Source organism: Phreatobacter aquaticus, assembly GCF_005160265.1.
Lineage (GTDB): Bacteria > Pseudomonadota > Alphaproteobacteria > Rhizobiales > Phreatobacteraceae > Phreatobacter > Phreatobacter aquaticus.
In genome coordinates this window covers 2247058-2266021 of record NZ_CP039865.1, presented here as the reverse complement: position 1 = coordinate 2266021, position 18964 = coordinate 2247058, and the positions used below count along the sequence as shown (strand labels likewise).

Genomic DNA, 18964 nt, shown 5'->3' with positions numbered 1-18964 from the left:
AAGCTGCCGGCCAAAATGCGGCCGGGCGGCCAAGGATCAGGGCGTCAGGTGCCGAGACCGAAATAGCGCGCCATTCCCCATTGGAAAATACGCGTCGGTACGAAGGGGCGGATGCCGACGAGGATACGCTGGCCGACAGGTCCGATGACATGACGGGGCGCTGTTGAGCGTCCCTCGACGATTGCTGCAATGACACGCGCCACCTGTTCGGGAGCCGAGCCAGCTTGTTCGTCCCGCTCGAAGCTTGCGACCACGCGTTCGAAATCGGCGCGATAGGCAGAGGTTGGAAGGGATGCATCCGCCACCCGGACCCGATTGGCGACGACGCCCGTTGCTGTATCGCCCGGCGCGACCAGCGCCACGGTGACACCGAAGCCTGCCACCTCCTGGCGCAGCGCCTCAGTCAGCCCCTCGACCGCGAACTTGCTGGCACTGTAGAGCCCCTGGAACGGCATGCCGACCCGGCCTGCGAGCGAGCCAACATTGACGATCACGCCGGACCTGCGTGCCCGCATAGTGGGCAATACCGCCTTGGCGACGCGGACAATGCCGAGGACGTTGGTCTCGAATTCACGACGAGCCTCGTCCAGCGACGTGTCCTCGATCGCACCGGACAGAACGAGGCCGGCATTGTTGACGACCGCGTCAATCCGGCCCTGCTCGGCGAGCACCAAGGCGACCGCGCCCGCAACCGAGGCATCGTCGCAGACGTCCAGCGCAATCATCCGCCAGGCACTGGCGTGCCGGTCGGGGTTTCGGCTTGTGCCATAGACGACGTGGCCTGTCTCCGCGAGGAGTGTAGCAGTCGCGCGGCCGATGCCGGACGACGCGCCCGTGATCAGGACAACCCTTGCTTTGGTCATGGCGAAGCCTCCGGCTCGTGCATCCGCTTCTTAGCCCAGGAATCACCGGGAGCGCATCGGCTTCACAATCCGCCGCATGCCGGTCAGAGTCTGCATCACTCCTGCGGAGCTTGCGGGCTGCCGGAGAAAGCCAGAATGAGAGCGGCGAGATCAGGCTCGGCCACGGCAGCGGCTGCATCGGTGGCCGTGAACCAGCGGAGTTCGCGCTGGTCCTTCTCGCGCCAACGGTCGCGCTGGTGCTTCACCAGAAGGGGATAGACCTCGACGATGCAGGGTTGGGCGGAGCCGTCGCCCATTCGCTTGATGTAATTATAGGTTCCAATCGGCGTCTTGGTCGGCTTGCCGGAAACGCCTGCCTCTTCCAGAGCCTCGCGCACCGCACTCGCATGGGGCTTCTTGCCCTTGATCGGCCAGCCTTTCGGAATGACCCAGCGCCGCGTGTCACGCGAGGTCACCAGCAGGATTTCCAGCACTGGCGCGCGCCGGAACGCCAGCGTGCCATATTGCAGCCGGGGCGTGGGAAGGCTCGGGAACGAGCCGTCCGCCAGGGGGACAGGCGCAGAACGCATGATCAAAACAATCCCGAGATGAAATAGGCTGCCGCAGCCATAAGGGCAGACATCGGCATTGTGATGACCCACGCCGCCACAATTCCGCGCGCCACGCCCCAGCGCACTGCGGAGACGCGACGCGCCGCGCCAACGCCGATGATCGCGCCAGTGATCGTGTGGGTGGTGGAGACGGGAACGCCAAGATAGGTCGCCAGGAACAGGGTGATGGCGCCGCCTGTCTCGGCACAAAACCCCTGCTGCGGTGTCAACCTGGTGATCTTGGAGCCCATCGTGTGGACGATCCGCCAGCCGCCAAAGAGCGTTCCGAGCGCCATGGCCGACTGGCATGTGATCACGACCCAGAAGGGCACATGGAACGTATCGCCGAGCATTCCATGCGAGAACAAGAGGACGGCGATGATGCCCATCGTCTTCTGCGCGTCATTGCCGCCGTGGCCCAGCGAATAGAGCGAGGCGGAGACGAATTGCAGGCTGCGGAAAGCGCCATCCACCCTGAGGGGAGTCATCCGCAGGCAAATCCAGGACACCAGGAAGACGAGCAGCAATGCCAGCAGGAAGCCAATGGCTGGCGACATCACGATGGCGCCCGCCGTCTTGGCCAGGCCGGCCCAGACCACAGCACTGAGCCCGGCCTTGCTCAACCCGGCGCCGACGAGCCCGCCGATCAGTGCATGAGACGACGATGACGGAATGCCGGCGATCCAGGTGACGACATTCCAGGCAATGGCCCCGACCAGGGCGCCGAAAATGACGCGATCGTCGATGATCGCCGCCGCAACGATCCCCTTGCCGACGGTTTCTGCGACATGGAGTCCGAAGAACAGGAAGGCGATGAAGTTGAAGAAGGCCGCCCACGCCACCGCATAGGACGGCGACAGGACGCGCGTCGACACGATGGTGGCAATCGAATTGGCAGCGTCGTGTAGACCGTTCAGGAAATCGAACAGTAGCGCGATGGCAATGAGTGCCAGTAGAAACGGCGCGGCGCTTGCCAATGTCACGGGCCCCCGCCTCCCTTAGAGATGTTCGATGACAATGCCGCTCACGCGGTTGGCAACGTCCTCGAAACGATCGACGACCTTTTCGAGGTGGTCGAAGATTTCAGCGCCGACAATGAAAGCCATGACGTCGCCGCTGCGGTGCCTCTGGAACAGCTCCTTCAGGCCCTTGATGTGCACTTCGTCAGATCGCTCCTCGATGTTGGAGATTTCCTCCGCCAGCGCATTGACATGGGCCGAATTCCGGCTCATGGCGCGCAACAACGGCACGAGTTCCGCCAGCTTGGTCGCTGCCTCGACGATCGTGACGCCAAGCTCGGCCATGGCGGGCTCGAAACTCTGCACCTCGTAAAGACGGATGGCCTTCACGGTCTTCTTCATCTGGTCGATCGCATCATCCATCGAGGCGATCAGTTCCTTGATGTCGGAACGGTCGAACGGCGTGATGAAAGTGCGCCTGACCGCCAGCATGACCTCGGCAGTGATCAGATCAGCCTTGTGTTCCTCTGCGAAGATCTCGGCGCTTCGGCTCTCAAGGTCCCCCTCGCCTGCTAGAAGGCTGTGCAGCGCGGTTGCGCCCGCAACCAGCGTTGCCGCGTGCGCCTCGAAGAAGTCGTAGAACTTCTCTTCCTTGGGCAGGATTGCCTGAAACCAACCGAGCATCAGAGCCTCGCAGACAGGCGTCGAATCAATGTCACATTTCTCGATATGCCTTTGAGAACATTGTGTAAAGATATCGTCACAGAAGACTAGACAAAGGCTGCCACTTTATCGGATGGCCAGCGCGCAGAGATACATCCCGAATCCGAAGATCGTGTGCGCGACGACGTTGAGGATGCGAATTTTGTTGGGGTTCGGACGCTTCGATGCGGCGAGACCGCCGCCCAACCCGGGCGACAGGATGAACCAGCCCGCACCCACGGTGACCCAGCCGATGATCATCGGCGGAAGAATGGTCGGAGCGGCCGCCCAGCCAGCACCACCCAGGATCAAGGTTGCCGCCCCGAAGGCGACGCCGACCGCGTAGTGGAAGACCCAGCCGATCGCCAGTTCGTTGGCAACCGGCTCGGCCTTGCCAATATCCTCATGGGCGAAGGTGCCACGCGCGAGATGGCCGACCCAGCGCCCGACCATCGCCCAATTGGCCGGCGGAATGCCCGCCACCCGCTGGAGCACGATTGACCAGATATCGATGAGTGCGGTTGCGCCGATGCCCATGACCAGCGACCGATAGATGAAATCCCACATGACAGTCCCCACCCCGTAGCCGTCTTGATGCGGCCGCTCGCAACGCAAACGTCGATGGCCATGAGTGTGGCGGACGATTCGGGCGTGGGGAACCCCGCAGGGCGCGGATGGCTGTCCTGCGGTCAGGCGAGGTGGTGGGCCATTTCGGCGCGCGCCTTCAACTCGTCGCCCTGCCGCTTCAGGAGCTTGGCGATCCGTTCGGGGGCGAATTTCAGGTCGACGAAGGCGGGACCGGTATTGGCGACTTCGCGATAGTCCGCGATCAGGTCGCCCTCGAGCCTCATGATGGCCACGCCCTCGAACATGGCGCGCCCGCCCTCGGCCTCAGGCAGGATAGAGCGATAACTGAACGTGTATCGCGCGTAGAGGATGCGCCCGTCAGTGACAGGGTCATGCATGTCCCAGCGAAAATCCTCCGCCGTGCGGAAGAACCAGTCGTCGACCAGGCTGGCGATCTGGTCCCGCCCCTTGAACGCGCCATAGAAGGTGTCGTGATAGACGCCGTCCGGCGTGAAAACCGCCGCGAGGCCCCTTCCATCGTGGCGAGCGACCGCCTCGCTGAAGGCGCCTAGAACGCGGGCGACATCCATGTCAGCGCAGGCTCGCGTTGATCTTCGCCAGGGCCACCGCGCCGGGAACGAGAGCCTCGTCCGGCATGGCATTGAGCGGCCGTTTCGCGGTCTTGAGCCTTGAATGCATGTCGGCCGCATCCTCATCCATGTAGATCAGGCCGGTTGCAACCTCGCCGCTTGTATCGGCCTGATGTAGATAGGCCATGGCGGCATGCCGGTCGGCTATGTCGTAGTGCGAGGCGAGCTTGCGCAGGCGGATGGTTGAGCCGTCGTGCAAACGGACGTCCTGCGTCTCGCCCTCTGGATATTCGACGGCAATGGGAGCCTTGGTCGTGATGAAGTCGAGCGTGTTCAGCGCGTCGTTGTGGGCGCGGACATAATCGAAGCTCTTGGTGGAGCCTTCATGGTTGTTGAAGGCGATGCAGGGCGAGATCACATCGATGAAGGCGGCGCCCTCGTGCTCCAGTGCGGCCTTGATCAGGGGAACCAGTTGATCCTTGTCGCCGGAGAACGAGCGCGCCACGAAGGTCGCCCCCAATTGCAGGGCCATGGCAGCGAGATCGATCGGCGAATCCAGGTTGGTGACGCCCTTCTTGCTCTTCGAGCCGGTGTCGGCAGTGGCCGAGAACTGGCCCTTGGTGAGGCCATAAACCCCGTTGTTCTCGACGATATAGACCATGTTGACCGCTCGCCGGATCGAATGGGCGAACTGGCCGAAGCCGATGGACGCCGAATCTCCGTCGCCGGAGACGCCGAGATAGACCAGATCGCGGTTGGCAAGATTGGCCCCGGTGAGAACCGAGGGCATGCGGCCATGGACGGAATTGAAGCCGTGGCTCTGCCCGAGGAAATAGGTCGGTGTCTTGGACGAGCAGCCGATCCCCGAGAGCTTGGCGATCCGATGAGGCGGCAGGCTCAACTCGAAACAGGCCCGCATGATGGCAGACGAGATCGAGTCATGGCCGCAGCCGGCGCAGAGCGTCGAGATCGCACCTTCGTAGTCGCGGTGAGACAGACCGAGGTCATTCGTCTCGATCGAGGGGTGTTTGAACTTCGGCTTGGCGAGATAGGTCACGAGAGCACCTCGCTCTGCTGGGTGGGACGCAGGCCCTTGGCCTTGTCGGTGATGGCCTTGGTGATGAACCGCGCGGTGATCGGCGTGCCGTCATAGTGGAGGATCGACACCAGATTGGCGGGGTCGATGCCGCATTCGACCATCAGAAGCGTCCGGAACTGAGCGTCCCGGTTCTGCTCCACGACGAAGACCTGCTCGTGGGCCGCGATGAAGTCAGAGACCTCGTGGCTGAACGGGAAGCCGCGGACACGCAGGCAATCGACGTGGACGCCGGCTGCGGCCAGCAAGCCGAAGGCCTCATCCATCGACGGCCCGGTGGAGCCAAAATGGATGACACCGAGCCGCGTCGGTTTGGCGGCCTTCTGGAGAATGGGAGCGGGCACCAGCTTCTTGGCGGTCTCGAACTTCTTCAGGAGCCGCTCCATGTTGTCGACATAGGGCCCGCCTTCCTCGGTATAGCGGGCATAGCGGTCGCGGGTCGTGCCGCGGGTGAAATAGGCGCCCTTGGTCGGGTGGGTTCCCGGATAGGTGCGGAACGGGATGCCGTCGCCATCGACATCGAGGTAGCGGCCGAAATCCTTGCCGGCCTCCAGTTCCTCAGCTGTCATGACCTTGCCGCGGTCGAGCTTGCGGTTGTCATCCCAGGCGAAGGGCGGACAGAGGTGCTGGTTCATGCCGATGTCGAGATCGAGCATGACGAAGATCGGCGTCTGCAGCCGATCGGCGAGGTCAAAGGCCTCGGCGCCGAACTGGAAGGCCTCGTTCGGATCGCGGGGAAACAGCAGCACATGCTTGGTGTCGCCGTGGGAGGCGTAGGCACAGAGCAGGATGTCGGATTGCTGCGTGCGGGTCGGCATGCCGGTCGAGGGACCGCCACGCTGCACATCGAACAGGACGGAGGGGATTTCGGCGAAATAGGCGAGGCCGAGGAATTCCTGCATCAGCGAGATGCCGGGGCCCGACGTCGCGGTGAAGGCGCGCGCGCCGTTCCAGCCGGCGCCAATGACCATGCCGATGGAGGCCAGTTCGTCCTCGGCCTGGACAATGGCGAAGCGCTTCTCGCCCGTCTCGCGATCCACGCGCAACTGGCCGCAATAGCGCTCGAAGGCCTCGGCAAGCGAGGTTGACGGCGTGATGGGGTACCAGGCGCAAACGGTCGCGCCGCCATAGACAGCGCCGAGGCCGGCGGCCGCATTGCCCTCCACGAAGATGCGGTCGCCAATCTTGTCGGCGCGGCGCACCCGCAGGCCGAGCGGGCAGGCGAAATGCTCGTGCGCATAGTCGAAACCGATATGCAGCGCCTTGAGGTTCGGCGCGATCAGCTTGTCCTTACCCTTGAACTGCTCGCCGATCAGCGTCTCGACCACCCCGATCTCAATGTCGAAAAGCGCTGCCAGCGCGCCGACATAGATGATGTTCTTGAACAATTGCCGCTGGCGCGGATCCGTATAGGTCCGGTTGACCACGTCGGTCAGCGGCATGCCGATGACCGTGATATCGGGCCGGAACTTCGAGGGCGGCATGGGCTTCGACGAATCGTAGAACAGGTAGCCGCCCGGCTCGATCGAGGCGATGTCCTTGTCCCAGGTCTGCGGGTTCATCGCCACCATCATGTCGGTGCCGCCACGGGCGCCCAGATGACCCGCCTCCGTGACCCGCACCTCGTACCAGGTCGGAAGGCCCTGGATGTTGGAGGGGAAGATGTTGCGCGACGCGATCGGCACGCCCATCCGGATGATCGAGCGGGCAAAGAGGAGATTGGCGCTCGCGGAGCCGGAGCCATTCACATTGGCGAACCGGACGACGAAATCATTTACGCTCTCGATCGGCATGCATGCCCCGCGTGTGTCATCTCTATCAAGGATTTCTGCATGTCCCAGGCACCCGTGGGGCACCGTTCGGCACACAGGCCGCAATGCAGGCAGACATCCTCGTCCTTGGCCATGATGCGCCCGGTCTTGAGCCCATCAGCAATGTAGATCGCCTGATCCGGATGGGGCGCGGGCGCATTGAGGCGGCCGCGCAGATCCTCTTCCTCGCCGTCGGCGGTGAAGGTGATGCAGTCCATCGGGCAGATATCGACGCAGGCATCGCACTCGATGCAGAGCTTCGGCTCGAACACTGTCTGCACATCACAGTTCAGGCAGCGCTGCGCCTCGGCAAAGCCGAGCTTGGGATCAAAGCCAAGCTCCACCTCCGTGCGGATGGAGGTCAGCGCGACGGCGTTGTCGAGCGTCGGCACCCGATAGCGCGGATCAAGCGCCACATCGTTGTCGTAAGACCATTCGTGGATGCCCATCTTCTGGCTGATCAGCGTCACCATCGGCGGTGGCCGGTCAGCGACATCGGCGCCGCGGCAGAAGGCGTCGATGGAGATTGCCGCATCATGGCCATGGGCGACGGCCGTGATGATGTTCTTCGGACCGAAGGCGGCATCGCCGCCGAAGAAGACCTTCGGCAGGCTCGACTGGAAGGTCTTGGGATCGACGACCGGCATGTTCCAGCGGTCGAAGGCGATGCCGGCATCAGCCTCGATCCAGGGGAAAGCATTCTCCTGGCCGACGGCGATCAGCACGTCGTCGCAAGGAATGTGGACTTCCGGCTCGCCGGTCGGCACCAGATTGCGCCGGCCCTTGGCATCGAACTCGGCCACGACTTTCTCGAACATCATGCCGGTGAGGCGGCCACCGTCGTGGGTGAAGCTCTTCGGCACCATGAAATTGAGGATCGGGATGCCCTCGTGGATGGCATCCTCCTTCTCCCAGGGCGAGGCCTTCATCTCGTCGAAGCCGGATCGGACCACGACCTTGACGTCGGTGCCGCCAAGGCGGCGCGACGACCGGCAGCAATCCATGGCGGTGTTGCCGCCGCCAAGCACGATGACGCGTTTGCCGATCTCGGTGATGTGGCCGAACGACACGGAGGACAGCCAGTCGATGCCGACATGGATGTTGGCCGCAGCCTCCTGGCGACCCGGCAGGTCGAGGTCGCGGCCGCGCGGTGCCCCCGTGCCGACGAAAATGGCGTCGAAGCCGTCGGCCAGCATCGTCTTCATGCTGTCGATGCGCTGGCCGGCGCGGAACTCGACGCCGGTGGCCATGACATAGCCGACCTCCTCGTCGATCACGCTATCCGGCAGGCGGAATTTCGGGATCTGCGAGCGCATGAAGCCACCGGCCTTGGCGTCTCCATCGAACACCACGACCTCGTAGCCGAGGGGGCTGAGATCGCGCGCAACCGTCAAGGAGGCGGGACCGGCGCCGATGCAGGCGATGCGCTTGCCGTTGCGTGTCTCCGGCTTGGGTATGAAGGCCGCAATGTCGCTCTTGTTGTCAGCCGCGACGCGCTTCAGGCGGCAGATGGCAACCGGCTCCTCTTCGACGCGCCCGCGCCGGCAGGCCGGTTCGCACGGGCGATCGCAGGTCCGCCCGAGAATCCCCGGGAAGACATTGGACTTCCAGTTGATCAGGTAAGCTCCGGTATAGTCGCCTGCCGAGATGCGCCGGATATATTCCGGGACCGGCGTGTGCGCGGGGCAAGCCCACTGGCAGTCGACTACCTTATGGAAATAGTCCGGATCGGCGATATCCGTCGGCTTCACGCAGTACCTCCCAAGGCAATGAGTCGCCGGTCTCGAGATCCTGTCACTGGCGCCTTGGTCGCGGACGCCTATGCGCTGCGGATTCCTAGCCGGCGAGTCTGCGACCGGTGTTTCCGGTTTCTAGTTTGGAAGCAGTCTGAACAGAATTTCGGCAATCTGTCGATGTCCGTGATCGCGCTTTGCGCAGCCTGAAAAGCGGTGGCCGCGCACAGCATGGTGCGCAGCGCCTGCAGCAATTTGATGCCGCGCTGCGACATCATGCGGATCGACGCGGCGGGTGGGCAACGAGCGCAAGCAGCATTTCGCGATACATCATTCCCATAGGGAATGGCGACTGAAGAGTGCGGCGCAACACGATCTGTATCAAACAAACGACCGCGAATATTGCACCTGCGAAATAACATCGCTGACTACCGGGAGTATCCGTATCTAGGAGGATCGGGATTTTTATCGTTTACTGTTGTCCGTCCGATCCGGGTCTCACCCGCGGGAGCTGCCGACAGAGCTCTCGCCTGTGAAGACTTCACAAGAGCAAGAGGGACGGACGATCACTGGCGCGGAGCCTTCCGCGTCGAACCCGCGGGAGGACACGCCATGCGCAGACCGACATTTGATCGCCGTCAGTTCCTTGCAGCCTCGACAGCCATGGCGACAACGCTCGCCGCACCGTTCGTCCGCGACGCCAATGCCGCCGGCAAATTGTCCATCGGCTTCTGGGACCATTGGGTCCCCGGCGCCAACGCCGCCTGCACATCCGTGGTGCAGGAATGGGCTGCCAAAGAGCGGGTCGAGGTCACGATCGACTACATCCCGTCTCAGGGTAACAAAAACCTGCTGACGATCGCTGCCGAAGCGCAGGCCAAATCCGGCCACGACATTCTCGCCATGCCGACCTGGTGGCCCCATGCCCATGCGGATCAGGTGGAATCCTGCAACGACATCATGCCGCAACTGATTGCCCAGAACGGTGCAGTCAACGGCACCGTGCAATATCTCGGCAAGCTCGGCGACAAATGGCTGGGCGTGCCCGCCACGATCGGCTCGCAGATCAAGGGGCCCTGCACGCGCATCGACCTTTTGAAGCAGCATGCCGGCATCGACATCCAGGCCCTCTACCCGGCAGGCGCCGCGCCCAAGGCCGATTCGTGGAACATGGAGACCTATCTGAAAGCGGCAGAGGCCTGTCACAAGGCTGGTGTCCCGTTCGGCGTGGGGCTTGGGGAGACAACCGACTCGGTCGACACGGCCGGGGCCTTCTTCCAGTCCTTCGGTGCCGAGCTGGTCAATGCCAAGGGCGAACTCACGGTCAAGACCGACGCCGTGCGCCAGGCGCTGGAATACCTGGTCAAGGTCGCCAAGTTCTATCCGGCCGACGCGCCGGCGTGGGACGATGGCTCCAACAACCGCTGGCTGGTGTCCGGCCGCGGCGCCTTGATCATGAACCCGCCGAGCGCCTGGGCCGTTGCCAAGCGCGACGCACCGCAGATCGCCCAGCAGTGCTGGACCCACGGCATGCCCGCAGGTCCGAAGGGTCGATTCGCGCCGTTCCTGCCCTATTTCTGGAATATCTGGTCGTTCTCGCAGAACAAGCCGGCGGCCAAGAGCCTGTTGGTGGCGCTGTCCCAGCCGGCCGCGGTGGCCAAGTTCGTGGCGGCATCAGGCGGCTACGATATCCCGGCCTTCGAGAAGCTGACCACTCTCAAGACCTGGGCAGAGGAAGGGCCGCCGGTCGGCACGCTCTACCACTATCCGAACCCGCACAACCACCAGACCCTCTCGATCGCGGCCTCTCCGGCTCCGCCCAAGATCGCCCAGCAGATCTATTCCCAGGCGACGCTGACCAAGATGATCGTGCGCCATCTCCAGGGCGAGCCGATGGAGCGGACACTGTCCTGGGTGGAGAGCGAGGTCGAGGGCTTCCTGCGCGGCTAGCCCCGTCCGGACGATATCGCACGGGGCGCGCCAAACCGCCCCGTGCAAGGCCCTGCGCCCGACGCGCCTGAGGCCTCCTTATCGCCACATGACAGAGACAGACTCATGGCCGATGCGGTGCTGACGACCCCTCCCGACAAGGCCGCCGATCGCGCGCGATCACGCGGCCGGCCTGGCGCCTTCAGTCGGTTCATGAACCGGAAGTCGACCATCGCCTTCCTGATGGCATTGCCGCTGATCATCTTGATCCTGGTCCTGGTCGTCTACCCGGCATTCTATGCCATCTATTTGGCAACGCTGCGCAAATCGATGGCGAGCGTGGCCTGGATGCGCAACTGCTCATGGCTGCCGGAGGCCATTTGCGGCTATGTGCCGTTCGGCAACATCCAGTTCCTGTTCACCCGCGAGACGTTCTGGAAGGTTGTCTACCAGTCCTGCCTGTTCGCGATCACGGCGGTGATCTTCAAGGCCCTGATCGGCTTCATCGTCGCCCATTTCGTCCACAACATTCCCGCCAAGGGCCAGCGCAAATGGCGCGGCATGCTGCTGATCCCCTGGGTCATCCCGCCGGCCATGTCGACGCTCGCCTGGCTCTGGCTGTTCGATTCCTCTTACAGCGCCTTCAACTATACGCTGTCGGCTTTCAATATTGGACCGATCCCCTGGACCGGCGATGCCAACTGGGCCCGCTTCTCGGTCATTCTGGTCAATGTCTGGGTCGGCGCGCCGTTCTTCATGATCATGTACCTGGCGGCGCTGAAATCGGTGCCGGACCAGCTCTATGAAGCTGCCGAGATCGACGGCGCCAATTGGTGGCAGCGGATCTGGTTCATCACGCTGCCGATGATGCGCAACATCATCGCGATCACCGCGCTGTTCTCGCTGATTGTCACCTTCGCCAATTTCGACATTGTGCGCGTGCTGACCGCCGGCGGGCCACTGGACCAGACCCACCTCTTCGCCACCTGGGCCTTCCGCATCGGCATCGAGGGGTCCGACATTCCGCTCGGCGCATCGGTCTCGCTGTTCATGGTGCCGATCCTGGCGGTGGCTGCCATCTTCATCCTGCGCGACATCACCAAACGGGGGAACGAGGCCTGATGACCGCAGCCGCAATCGACAAGGGCGCACCCCGCCGCAAGACCCAATATGGCAGCATGAGCCGCGATCGCACCTGGGCGCTGCGGTGGTCCTACTTCTTTCTGGTGATCTTCGCGGCCTTCTCGCTGCTGCCGCCGCTCTACATGTTCATCACCTCGCTGAAAACCAGCGCGGAGATCTCGGCAGCGACTAATCCCTGGTGGGTCTTCAATCCGACCTTGTCCAACTATTCCGGGCTGATCACATCGCCGCAATATCTCACCTTCTTCAAGAACTCGGTGATCGTCTCGACCTTCGTTGTCACCATCACCATGCTGATCTCGATCCCGGCCGCCTTCGCGCTGGCGCGGATGCGCTTCTGGGGCTCGGCGACGCTCGCCACGGGTGTGTTCCTCACCTACCTGGTACCGGACACGCTCCTGTTCATCCCGATGTTCAAGATGTTCGCGACCTTCCACGAGTATACGGGCATTCAGCTGCTGAACCGCTGGTGGGTGCTGCTGGTGGTCTATCCGACGCTCACGGTGCCGTTCTGCACCTGGATCATGATCGGCTATTTCGCCTCCATCCCGAAGGAACTGGACGAAGCGGCGATCATCGATGGCGCCAGCTGGTTTCAGACGCTGATCTGGATCTTCGTTCCCGTGGCGCTACCCGGCATCATCGCGGCGACGATCTTCGCCTTCACGGTCAGTTGGGCGCAGTTCCTCTATCCACTCGCGTTCACCACATCGGTCGACCAGCTGGTTCTACCGGTCGGCATCATCACGACACTGATCAAGGGCGATGTCTTCAACTGGGGGCAGATCATGACCGGTGCGCTGCTTGGCGCCCTGCCGCCCCTCGTCATCTACGCATTCCTCATGGACTACTACATCGCAGGCCTCACCGCCGGCGCGACCAAAGGCTGAGCGAGGGGCACATGGCAGGCGTAACATTGCGGAACATCGTCAAGCGCTACGACGATGTCGAGGCTGTCCGGGGCATCAATCTCGATATTGCCGACCATGAATTCGTGGTGCTGGTCGGGCCATCGGGCTGCGGCAAATCCACGACGCTGCGCATGATCGCCGGGCTGGAGGACATTTCAGGCGGCGAGATTTCCATCGACGGCGATGTCGTCAACGACGTCCCGCCGAAGGATCGGGACATCGCCATGGTGTTCCAAAACTACGCGCTCTATCCGCACATGACGGTCGCTGAGAACATGTCGTTCGGCCTTCGGCTGAAGCATTACCCGAAGGCGGAGATCAAGGCGCGAGTCGACGAGGCTGCCCGTATTCTCGACATCACGGAACTGCTTGCCCGCAAGCCGAAGGCGCTCTCAGGCGGCCAGCGGCAGCGCGTGGCCATGGGCCGCGCGATCGTGCGCAATCCCAAGGTCTTCCTGTTCGACGAGCCGCTGTCGAACCTCGATGCCAAGCTGCGCGTGCAGATGCGGACCGAGATCAAGAAGGTGCACCTGAAGGTCCGCACCACCACAGTCTATGTGACACATGACCAGGTGGAGGCGATGACGCTCGCCGACCGCGTCGTGGTGATGAACCATGGCAGGATCGAACAGATCGGCCCGCCGAACGAGCTCTATCACCATCCGAAGACCCGCTTCGTGGCGGGCTTCATCGGATCGCCGGCGATGAATTTCATCCCCGTTGGCCTCGAACAGGCAGGCGGCGGGCTGGCGCTCAGGCTGACCGACAATATCCTGCTGCCGGTGCCCGCAAGCAGGACGGATCGCTACAAGGCCCATGTCGGCGCCAGCGGGTTGGCGCTCGGCCTCCGTCCGGAGCATCTGACAGAGCCACCGAAGAGCCCCGAGCCTGACGTGGTGCCGTTCGATATCCAGCTGGATGTGATCGAGCCTATGGGCAACGAGACGTTGGTCTATTTCACGCTCAACGGCGCCCAGCTCTGCGGCCGCACAAGCCCGGAGGCGGGCGCCCGCGACGGAGCGCCGATGACACTGGCCGCCCATCTGAACCACATGCACCTGATCGATGGAGCTACCGGAGCTGTGATCTGACGCGGCTCAACTCACCCAGTCGAGCATCATCACGACGACGATCACAGCCACCATGCTGGCGTCGCAGATCAGCCGGAACCGTGTGCCTCGGGTCAGCATGCCGAGCAGCGCGATGAAGAACGACGCAATGGCAGCCGCTGACGCGGCAAGCATGGCGTCGCGGCCGATATCAGGCAGATAGAGCGCGACCGCCAGGCCAGTCGAGACCGCCACGAGGGCTGAAATGATGGCCGCGAACAGGCCATAGGCGCCGGCGAGATCCATCGCACGCAAACCCGCACGACGGATGACGGAATAGGGCCGCGCTGGCACAAGAGTGTCGTAGATGGAACCGATGGACCGGGCGCAGACGAGGAAGGCGAAGGCCGCAACGCCGGGCAACAGCGCCACAATGGCCAGCCTCTTGTCGGAAGCCAGACGTTCGAAGCCGATCGACCGCTCGACGAAGCCGAAGACGGTCAGCATGATCGAGCCGATGGTCAATGAGCCAGCCGCCATGATGCGGCCGACATCAACCAGCGCCTTGGCGCGCTGGGATTCGTCTGCGGGTGTCACGTCGCTCATGATGCCGGCCAATCCTTCTGCCGCCGATGCCGCATTCGCGCACCATCGGCGGGGCAGATGATTCGGATCAAGGCTGCGCGGCTATTCCGGCTTGAACGCCAGCGCCACACCGTTGATGCAATAGCGAAGGCCGGTCGGAGGCGGGCCATCCGGGAAGACGTGGCCGAGATGCGAGCCACAACTGGCGCAATGGACCTCGGTACGCACCATGCCCCACGAACGGTCGACGGTCTCCTCGACCGACCCTGCCACCGGCGTGTCGAAGCTTGGCCAGCCCGTCCCACTTTCGAACTTCTTGTGGGAGACGAACAGGTCCTGCCCGCATCCGACGCAGGAGAAGGTGCCGCGGCGCTTCTCATGAAGGAGTGCGCAGCTGCCGGGACGCTCGGTGCCATGCGCGCGCATGACCTGGTACTGCTCGGGCGTCAGGAGGCTGCGCCATTCGGCATCGGTCCGGGTGACGGGATAGGTCTTTTCGGCAAGGCTCATGGGGGACCTCCAGGATTGCGAGAATTACGCTGCTCGGCCTGATATGGGAATGTTTGCCGGTGATGCCATGCGCGCACCCCGGCCGCGTCTTGGTTCCGGCCGGCGCAGCACGGTCCTCAGGATATTGACTACGACCAGAGCGAGTGCCGCAAAGAGCACCCACCAGGACGGCCGGAATTCGTATTCGATGCTCAGGTTGGCCTGCAGGATCCTGACGGCACTGACGCCTGTCATCGTGGCGTACCAGAGGCCTTCAAGCAGCGCCGTTGCGACAGGGGCCGCCAGTGCCAGCCCTGTCAGGGACCACGGGTTGATCGGAACGGAGTAGCGCCTCAGGGCCCGGAAGCCCATCAGCCACAGGAAGAAGCCGATCATCAGCACGGGCTCAGTGACGTCGATCTTGGTCTGCAGGAAGAAGTGCAGCAAGGCCAGAACGGTGAGACCATAGACCATCATGTGGAGCCTGTTCCACGTGATGCCCCCCAGGCGCTTGATCATCGCGTCGGTGGATGTGGCGCCAAGGACGGCAAGCCCCACCAGAGCAACAAACCCGATGGTCAGGTAGAACCGCAGGACGATCTCGCTGACGACCTTGCCGAGGTCGTAGCGCTGCTCGACGACATAAAGCGCCAGATGCAGCACCGTGTAAGCCAACGCCGCAACACCGACCATGCGGCGCACCAGGATGAGCTTCGGCCAATCGGCAACATAGCGCAGGGGCGTAACAAGCAGCGACACCAACAGCAGCCGAACCGCCCAGTCGCCTGACTGATGAATCGCCTCCGTGACGGGCTTGGAGCCAAGCCAGCCGAAACCGGCCTGCATGGCAAGCCAAGTTCCAGGGGCCAGAATGCCGACAAAGGCCACGAGCTTCAGCGTCGAAAACTTGCCGGACCGATCCTGCCAAGGCGCCATGCGCAGTCATCTCCTTCGGTATGGTGATGAAAGGCCATACGGGCTCGCCGGACAAGGCGTTACCGGCGGGTGCTCACATTCCGGTGAAGCCAGACCACGAGGCGCCATAAACGCAGGCGGCGCCCGCACAGCACATGCGGACGCCGCCAAGTGTCGTTTCAGTGATGAATCGGGACCGGCCAGCACGACCGGACGCGATCATGCGGTCTGGTTGTAGAACAGTGCAACAGTCGTCGAGGAGGATGACGACGAAGAGCCGCTGCCGCTATAGCTCGAACTCGAGGAACCCAGCTTGTCCTGGATCTGCTTCAGGAAGTCGGCGAGTAGCGACTGGAGGTCGCTCGACGAAGAAGACGAGGATGATGTCGAATCGGTCGAGGCCGAATCCGACGATTCATCCGGCGGAGGGCCGGGGGGCGGACCGGGCGGCGGGCCGCCGGCACCTCCAGGCCCACCCGCTCCGCCGCCACCCTGAGCCCCTTGGGCAAAGGTCGACTGGAACAGATCCTTCAACTCGCTGGCCTGATCTTCGGTCAGGGCTCCAGACGACACCTGATCATCGATCAGGCTTTCGACCTTGTCCTTCATCTCCGTCGGTGATGGCGGCGTCCCGCCTGAGCCCGAGGCACGCTCGGACGAAAGCGACTTGTCGATGGAGTCGAGAGCCGACGAAAGGGCGCTCTCGTCCGTCGACGAAATGGCGCCAGACTGAATCTGCGATGCGAGGTTGGTTTGCAGCAATTCACGTGGTGACGGCCTCTGAAACGAGGCTGATGATATTGAGGTCACGAGACCCTCCAGTTCCCCTGCGATCTCCAGGATCGCGCATCACGAGCACGCGCGATCCGGATTAACCAAACCTCACCTTAGGAGCTGGCATTGTTTCTGGACGTGTCCATCCATCCGTCGGAAACAGAACGAAACAAAAAAACTGTGGCGGTCCGCGGCCGAGGGTTCAAATAGCCTGATGAACGCACAACAGCACATTCTCGTCGTCGAGGACGATCAGGAACTCAGCAAGCTGCTGGTCCGCTATCTGCGCACGAACGGCTACCGGGTCACCAGCGCACCTGACGGACGCGACTTCGACAGGCTCCTTGCCGACCATCGCTTCGACCTCGTCGTCCTCGATATCATGCTGCCCGGCGAAGATGGCCTCAGCCTGTGCCGCCGCGCCCGTGCCGTATCGAACGTGCCGCTGGTTATCGTATCGGCCAAAGGCGAAGAACTGGACAGGATCGTGGGCCTGGAGATTGGTGCCGACGACTATCTCGCGAAGCCCTTCAATCCGCGCGAGTTGCTGGCACGGATCAAGGCAGTGCTGCGAAGAACCCAGGATGCCGGCGTGCCCTCCCGTGAGACGACAGTGCGCCACTATCGTTTCCTCGGCTGGACGCTCGATGTCATTCATCGCACGCTGACCGATGCGACGGGTGCGCGCGTCGCGATTACCAGCGCTGAGTTCGATCTCCTGCTCGTCTTCTGCGAGCGTCCCGGGCGCGTCCTGAGCCGCGAGCAGATCATCGATCTGACCCAGGGGCGGGCGTTCAGCCCGTTCGAGCGCAGCGTGGACATTCTCGTGAGCCGCCTCAGAGCCAAGATCAAGATCGGCCCCGATCAACCGAGCACCATCGTCACTGTGCGGTCCAGCGGCTACCAGTTCACGCCGGATGTCGAGGCGAGCTGATGGCTTGGCCGGAAATTCTCAATCCGCGCAGAATCACTGTTCAGATCGCCCTTCTGGTTCTGGCTGCAGTCACGATCTTTCATATCGTTGCGACGACCATCTTTCTGGTCAGTGCCCGGAATGGCCCGCCTGCCCACCCTGGCGATTATCTTTCCAAGGCGTCACTGATTATCGCCGTTCTCGATGCGACACCACCAGCGGAGCGCGCGACCACGGTCACCCGGCTGGACGCTGCAGCCTCAGGGATCGGCATCCAAAAGGTGGAGGGACAATCGCAGCCTCCTGGCAACGGCCCCGGTCGCCGCTTTCTGCGGCTCCACAACCTGCCCGGCGGGGTCAACACATGGAGCGATCCTGAGCACGGCGGCATTGGCCCAGGCCATGGCGGCCAGCTCTTTGCACGGCTCAGTGACGGCGATACCTATAGCCTGTCGTTGCCCTCGCCAGCCCTTCGCCCTCCCTTCGGCGGTGTCGCGATACAAACGCTCGCCTTTGTCGGTCTCTCCATCGTCATGCTGAGCCTCTGGGCCGCCCGCACGGTTGTCGGGCCCCTGGAAACTACGGCGGAGGCGGCGAGACGCTATTCGATCGACGATGTCGCACAGCCTCTGGCCGAGCGCGGTCCGATGGAGGTCCGGCAACTCGCTCTCGCCATGAACCAGATGCAGGCGCGCATCTCGAAGCTTGTCGGCGACCGAACGCGTGTTGTCGCTGCCATGAGCCACGACCTGCGCACGCCGATCACTCGCCTCAGGATGCGGGCGGACTATATGGACGACCCGACCCAGCGCCAGGGCATGGTCAGCGACCTCGACCAGATGGAGCGCATGGTCCACGGCGCCCTCGCTTACATGCGGGACGGCCGCACCGGCGAGCCGCTGATGCCGACGGAACTGCCGAGCGTCCTTGAGACGATCCGCGACCAGTATGCCGATATCGGTGTGACCATCGCCTATGAGGGTCCGGACAGCCTGAGGATTCGCATTCGTCCGAGCGAGATCGAGCGAGCCGTGACGAACCTCGTCGAGAACGCGCTCAAATATGGCGGCTCGGCCGCGCTGCGGTTGACCCGCACCGAGGGCGGGGTTGCCATTGAGGTGGAGGATCATGGCCCCGGCATTCCCCCGGATCAGCGCGAAGCCATGCTCGAACCATTCGCCCGGGGCGATGTCGCCCGCGCGCTCGACGACAAGACGGGTTTCGGGCTCGGCCTGACTATCGCTCGCGCGATTGCTTCCGCCCATGGCGGGCAGCTGACGCTACGAAGTGCGCAGCCTAATGGACTCATCGCCCGCATCGAGCTTCCGCTGGCGAACTGAGCTCG

Annotated in this window: 19 protein-coding genes; 6 read left to right on the top strand and 13 right to left on the bottom strand. The window is 63.2% G+C overall.

What is annotated here, in order from left to right; all coding sequences use genetic code 11:
• Positions 1-44 precede the first annotated feature (44 nt).
• From E8L99_RS10575 to E8L99_RS10535, 9 genes are all read right to left on the bottom strand, one after another.
• Positions 45-863: an SDR family oxidoreductase gene (locus E8L99_RS10575; protein WP_137099495.1), complete on the bottom strand. Its 819-nt coding sequence runs from the start codon at positions 861-863 to the stop codon at positions 45-47.
• A gap of 95 nt (positions 864-958) precedes the next feature.
• Positions 959-1432, bottom strand: coding sequence for an NUDIX hydrolase (locus E8L99_RS10570; protein WP_168201638.1), 474 nt, complete (start codon positions 1430-1432; stop codon positions 959-961).
• Between the two features lie 2 nt (positions 1433-1434).
• Complete coding sequence (locus tag E8L99_RS10565) at positions 1435-2436, bottom strand: inorganic phosphate transporter (RefSeq protein WP_137099494.1); 1002 nt, start codon at positions 2434-2436, stop codon at positions 1435-1437.
• A 15-nt stretch (positions 2437-2451) separates the two neighbouring features.
• Entirely contained in the window at positions 2452-3096 is a 645-nt protein-coding gene (locus E8L99_RS10560) for a DUF47 domain-containing protein (protein WP_137099493.1), read from the bottom strand.
• 105 nt (positions 3097-3201) lie between these two features.
• Positions 3202-3681: a DUF2938 domain-containing protein gene (locus E8L99_RS10555; RefSeq protein ID WP_137099492.1), complete on the bottom strand. Its 480-nt coding sequence runs from the start codon at positions 3679-3681 to the stop codon at positions 3202-3204.
• Between the two features lie 122 nt (positions 3682-3803).
• Entirely contained in the window at positions 3804-4271 is a 468-nt protein-coding gene (locus E8L99_RS10550; protein ID WP_137099491.1) for a nuclear transport factor 2 family protein, read from the bottom strand.
• A gap of 1 nt (position 4272) precedes the next feature.
• Positions 4273-5328 carry a 2-oxoacid:ferredoxin oxidoreductase subunit beta gene (locus tag E8L99_RS10545; RefSeq protein WP_137099490.1) on the bottom strand — a complete coding sequence of 352 codons (1056 nt, stop codon included), beginning with the start codon at positions 5326-5328 and terminating at the stop codon, positions 4273-4275.
• A complete protein-coding gene (locus E8L99_RS10540; RefSeq protein WP_137099489.1) occupies positions 5325-7160 on the bottom strand; it encodes a 2-oxoacid:acceptor oxidoreductase subunit alpha in 1836 nt (611 codons plus the stop codon). The genes E8L99_RS10545 and E8L99_RS10540 overlap by 4 nt, the downstream gene beginning before the upstream one ends.
• The gene (locus E8L99_RS10535) at positions 7142-8929 is read right to left on the bottom strand and encodes an FAD-dependent oxidoreductase (RefSeq protein WP_137099488.1); all 1788 of its coding nucleotides are present in this window, start codon (positions 8927-8929) and stop codon (positions 7142-7144) included. Before E8L99_RS10535 ends, E8L99_RS10540 begins: the two co-directional genes overlap by 19 nt.
• 594 nt (positions 8930-9523) lie before the next feature.
• Between E8L99_RS10535 and E8L99_RS10530 the strand changes: the two genes are divergently transcribed.
• The 4 genes from E8L99_RS10530 to E8L99_RS10515 all read left to right on the top strand — a co-directional run bounded on the left by E8L99_RS10530 (position 9524) and on the right by E8L99_RS10515 (position 13985).
• Positions 9524-10861 carry an ABC transporter substrate-binding protein gene (locus E8L99_RS10530; protein ID WP_137099487.1) on the top strand — a complete coding sequence of 446 codons (1338 nt, stop codon included), beginning with the start codon at positions 9524-9526 and terminating at the stop codon, positions 10859-10861.
• 192 nt (positions 10862-11053) lie between these two features.
• Complete coding sequence (locus E8L99_RS10525) at positions 11054-11962, top strand: carbohydrate ABC transporter permease (protein ID WP_137102071.1); 909 nt, start codon at positions 11054-11056, stop codon at positions 11960-11962.
• A complete protein-coding gene (locus tag E8L99_RS10520; RefSeq protein WP_137099486.1) occupies positions 11962-12873 on the top strand; it encodes a carbohydrate ABC transporter permease in 912 nt (303 codons plus the stop codon). Before E8L99_RS10525 ends, E8L99_RS10520 begins: the two co-directional genes overlap by 1 nt.
• Before the next feature lie 11 nt (positions 12874-12884).
• The gene (locus tag E8L99_RS10515; protein ID WP_137099485.1) at positions 12885-13985 is read left to right on the top strand and encodes an ABC transporter ATP-binding protein; all 1101 of its coding nucleotides are present in this window, start codon (positions 12885-12887) and stop codon (positions 13983-13985) included.
• Between the two features lie 6 nt (positions 13986-13991).
• Here the strand turns inward: E8L99_RS10515 and E8L99_RS10510 are convergent, their stop codons facing one another.
• From E8L99_RS10510 to E8L99_RS10495, 4 genes are all read right to left on the bottom strand, one after another.
• On the bottom strand, positions 13992-14549 hold the full coding sequence (locus tag E8L99_RS10510) for a hypothetical protein (RefSeq protein ID WP_137099484.1): 558 nt from the start codon (positions 14547-14549) through the stop codon (positions 13992-13994).
• Between the two features lie 81 nt (positions 14550-14630).
• Entirely contained in the window at positions 14631-15038 is a 408-nt protein-coding gene (gene msrB / locus E8L99_RS10505) for a peptide-methionine (R)-S-oxide reductase MsrB (RefSeq protein ID WP_137099483.1), read from the bottom strand.
• Between the two features lie 24 nt (positions 15039-15062).
• A complete protein-coding gene (locus tag E8L99_RS10500) occupies positions 15063-15953 on the bottom strand; it encodes a protein-methionine-sulfoxide reductase heme-binding subunit MsrQ (RefSeq protein ID WP_137099482.1) in 891 nt (296 codons plus the stop codon).
• A 198-nt stretch (positions 15954-16151) separates the two neighbouring features.
• The gene (locus E8L99_RS10495; RefSeq protein ID WP_315862583.1) at positions 16152-16541 is read right to left on the bottom strand and encodes a hypothetical protein; all 390 of its coding nucleotides are present in this window, start codon (positions 16539-16541) and stop codon (positions 16152-16154) included.
• A 379-nt stretch (positions 16542-16920) separates the two neighbouring features.
• Between E8L99_RS10495 and E8L99_RS10490 the strand changes: the two genes are divergently transcribed.
• Both E8L99_RS10490 and E8L99_RS10485 read left to right on the top strand, forming a co-directional pair.
• The gene (locus E8L99_RS10490) at positions 16921-17640 is read left to right on the top strand and encodes a response regulator (protein WP_137099480.1); all 720 of its coding nucleotides are present in this window, start codon (positions 16921-16923) and stop codon (positions 17638-17640) included.
• Entirely contained in the window at positions 17640-18959 is a 1320-nt protein-coding gene (locus E8L99_RS10485) for an ATP-binding protein (RefSeq protein WP_137099479.1), read from the top strand. The genes E8L99_RS10490 and E8L99_RS10485 overlap by 1 nt, the downstream gene beginning before the upstream one ends.
• Positions 18960-18964: the final 5 nt, after the last annotated feature.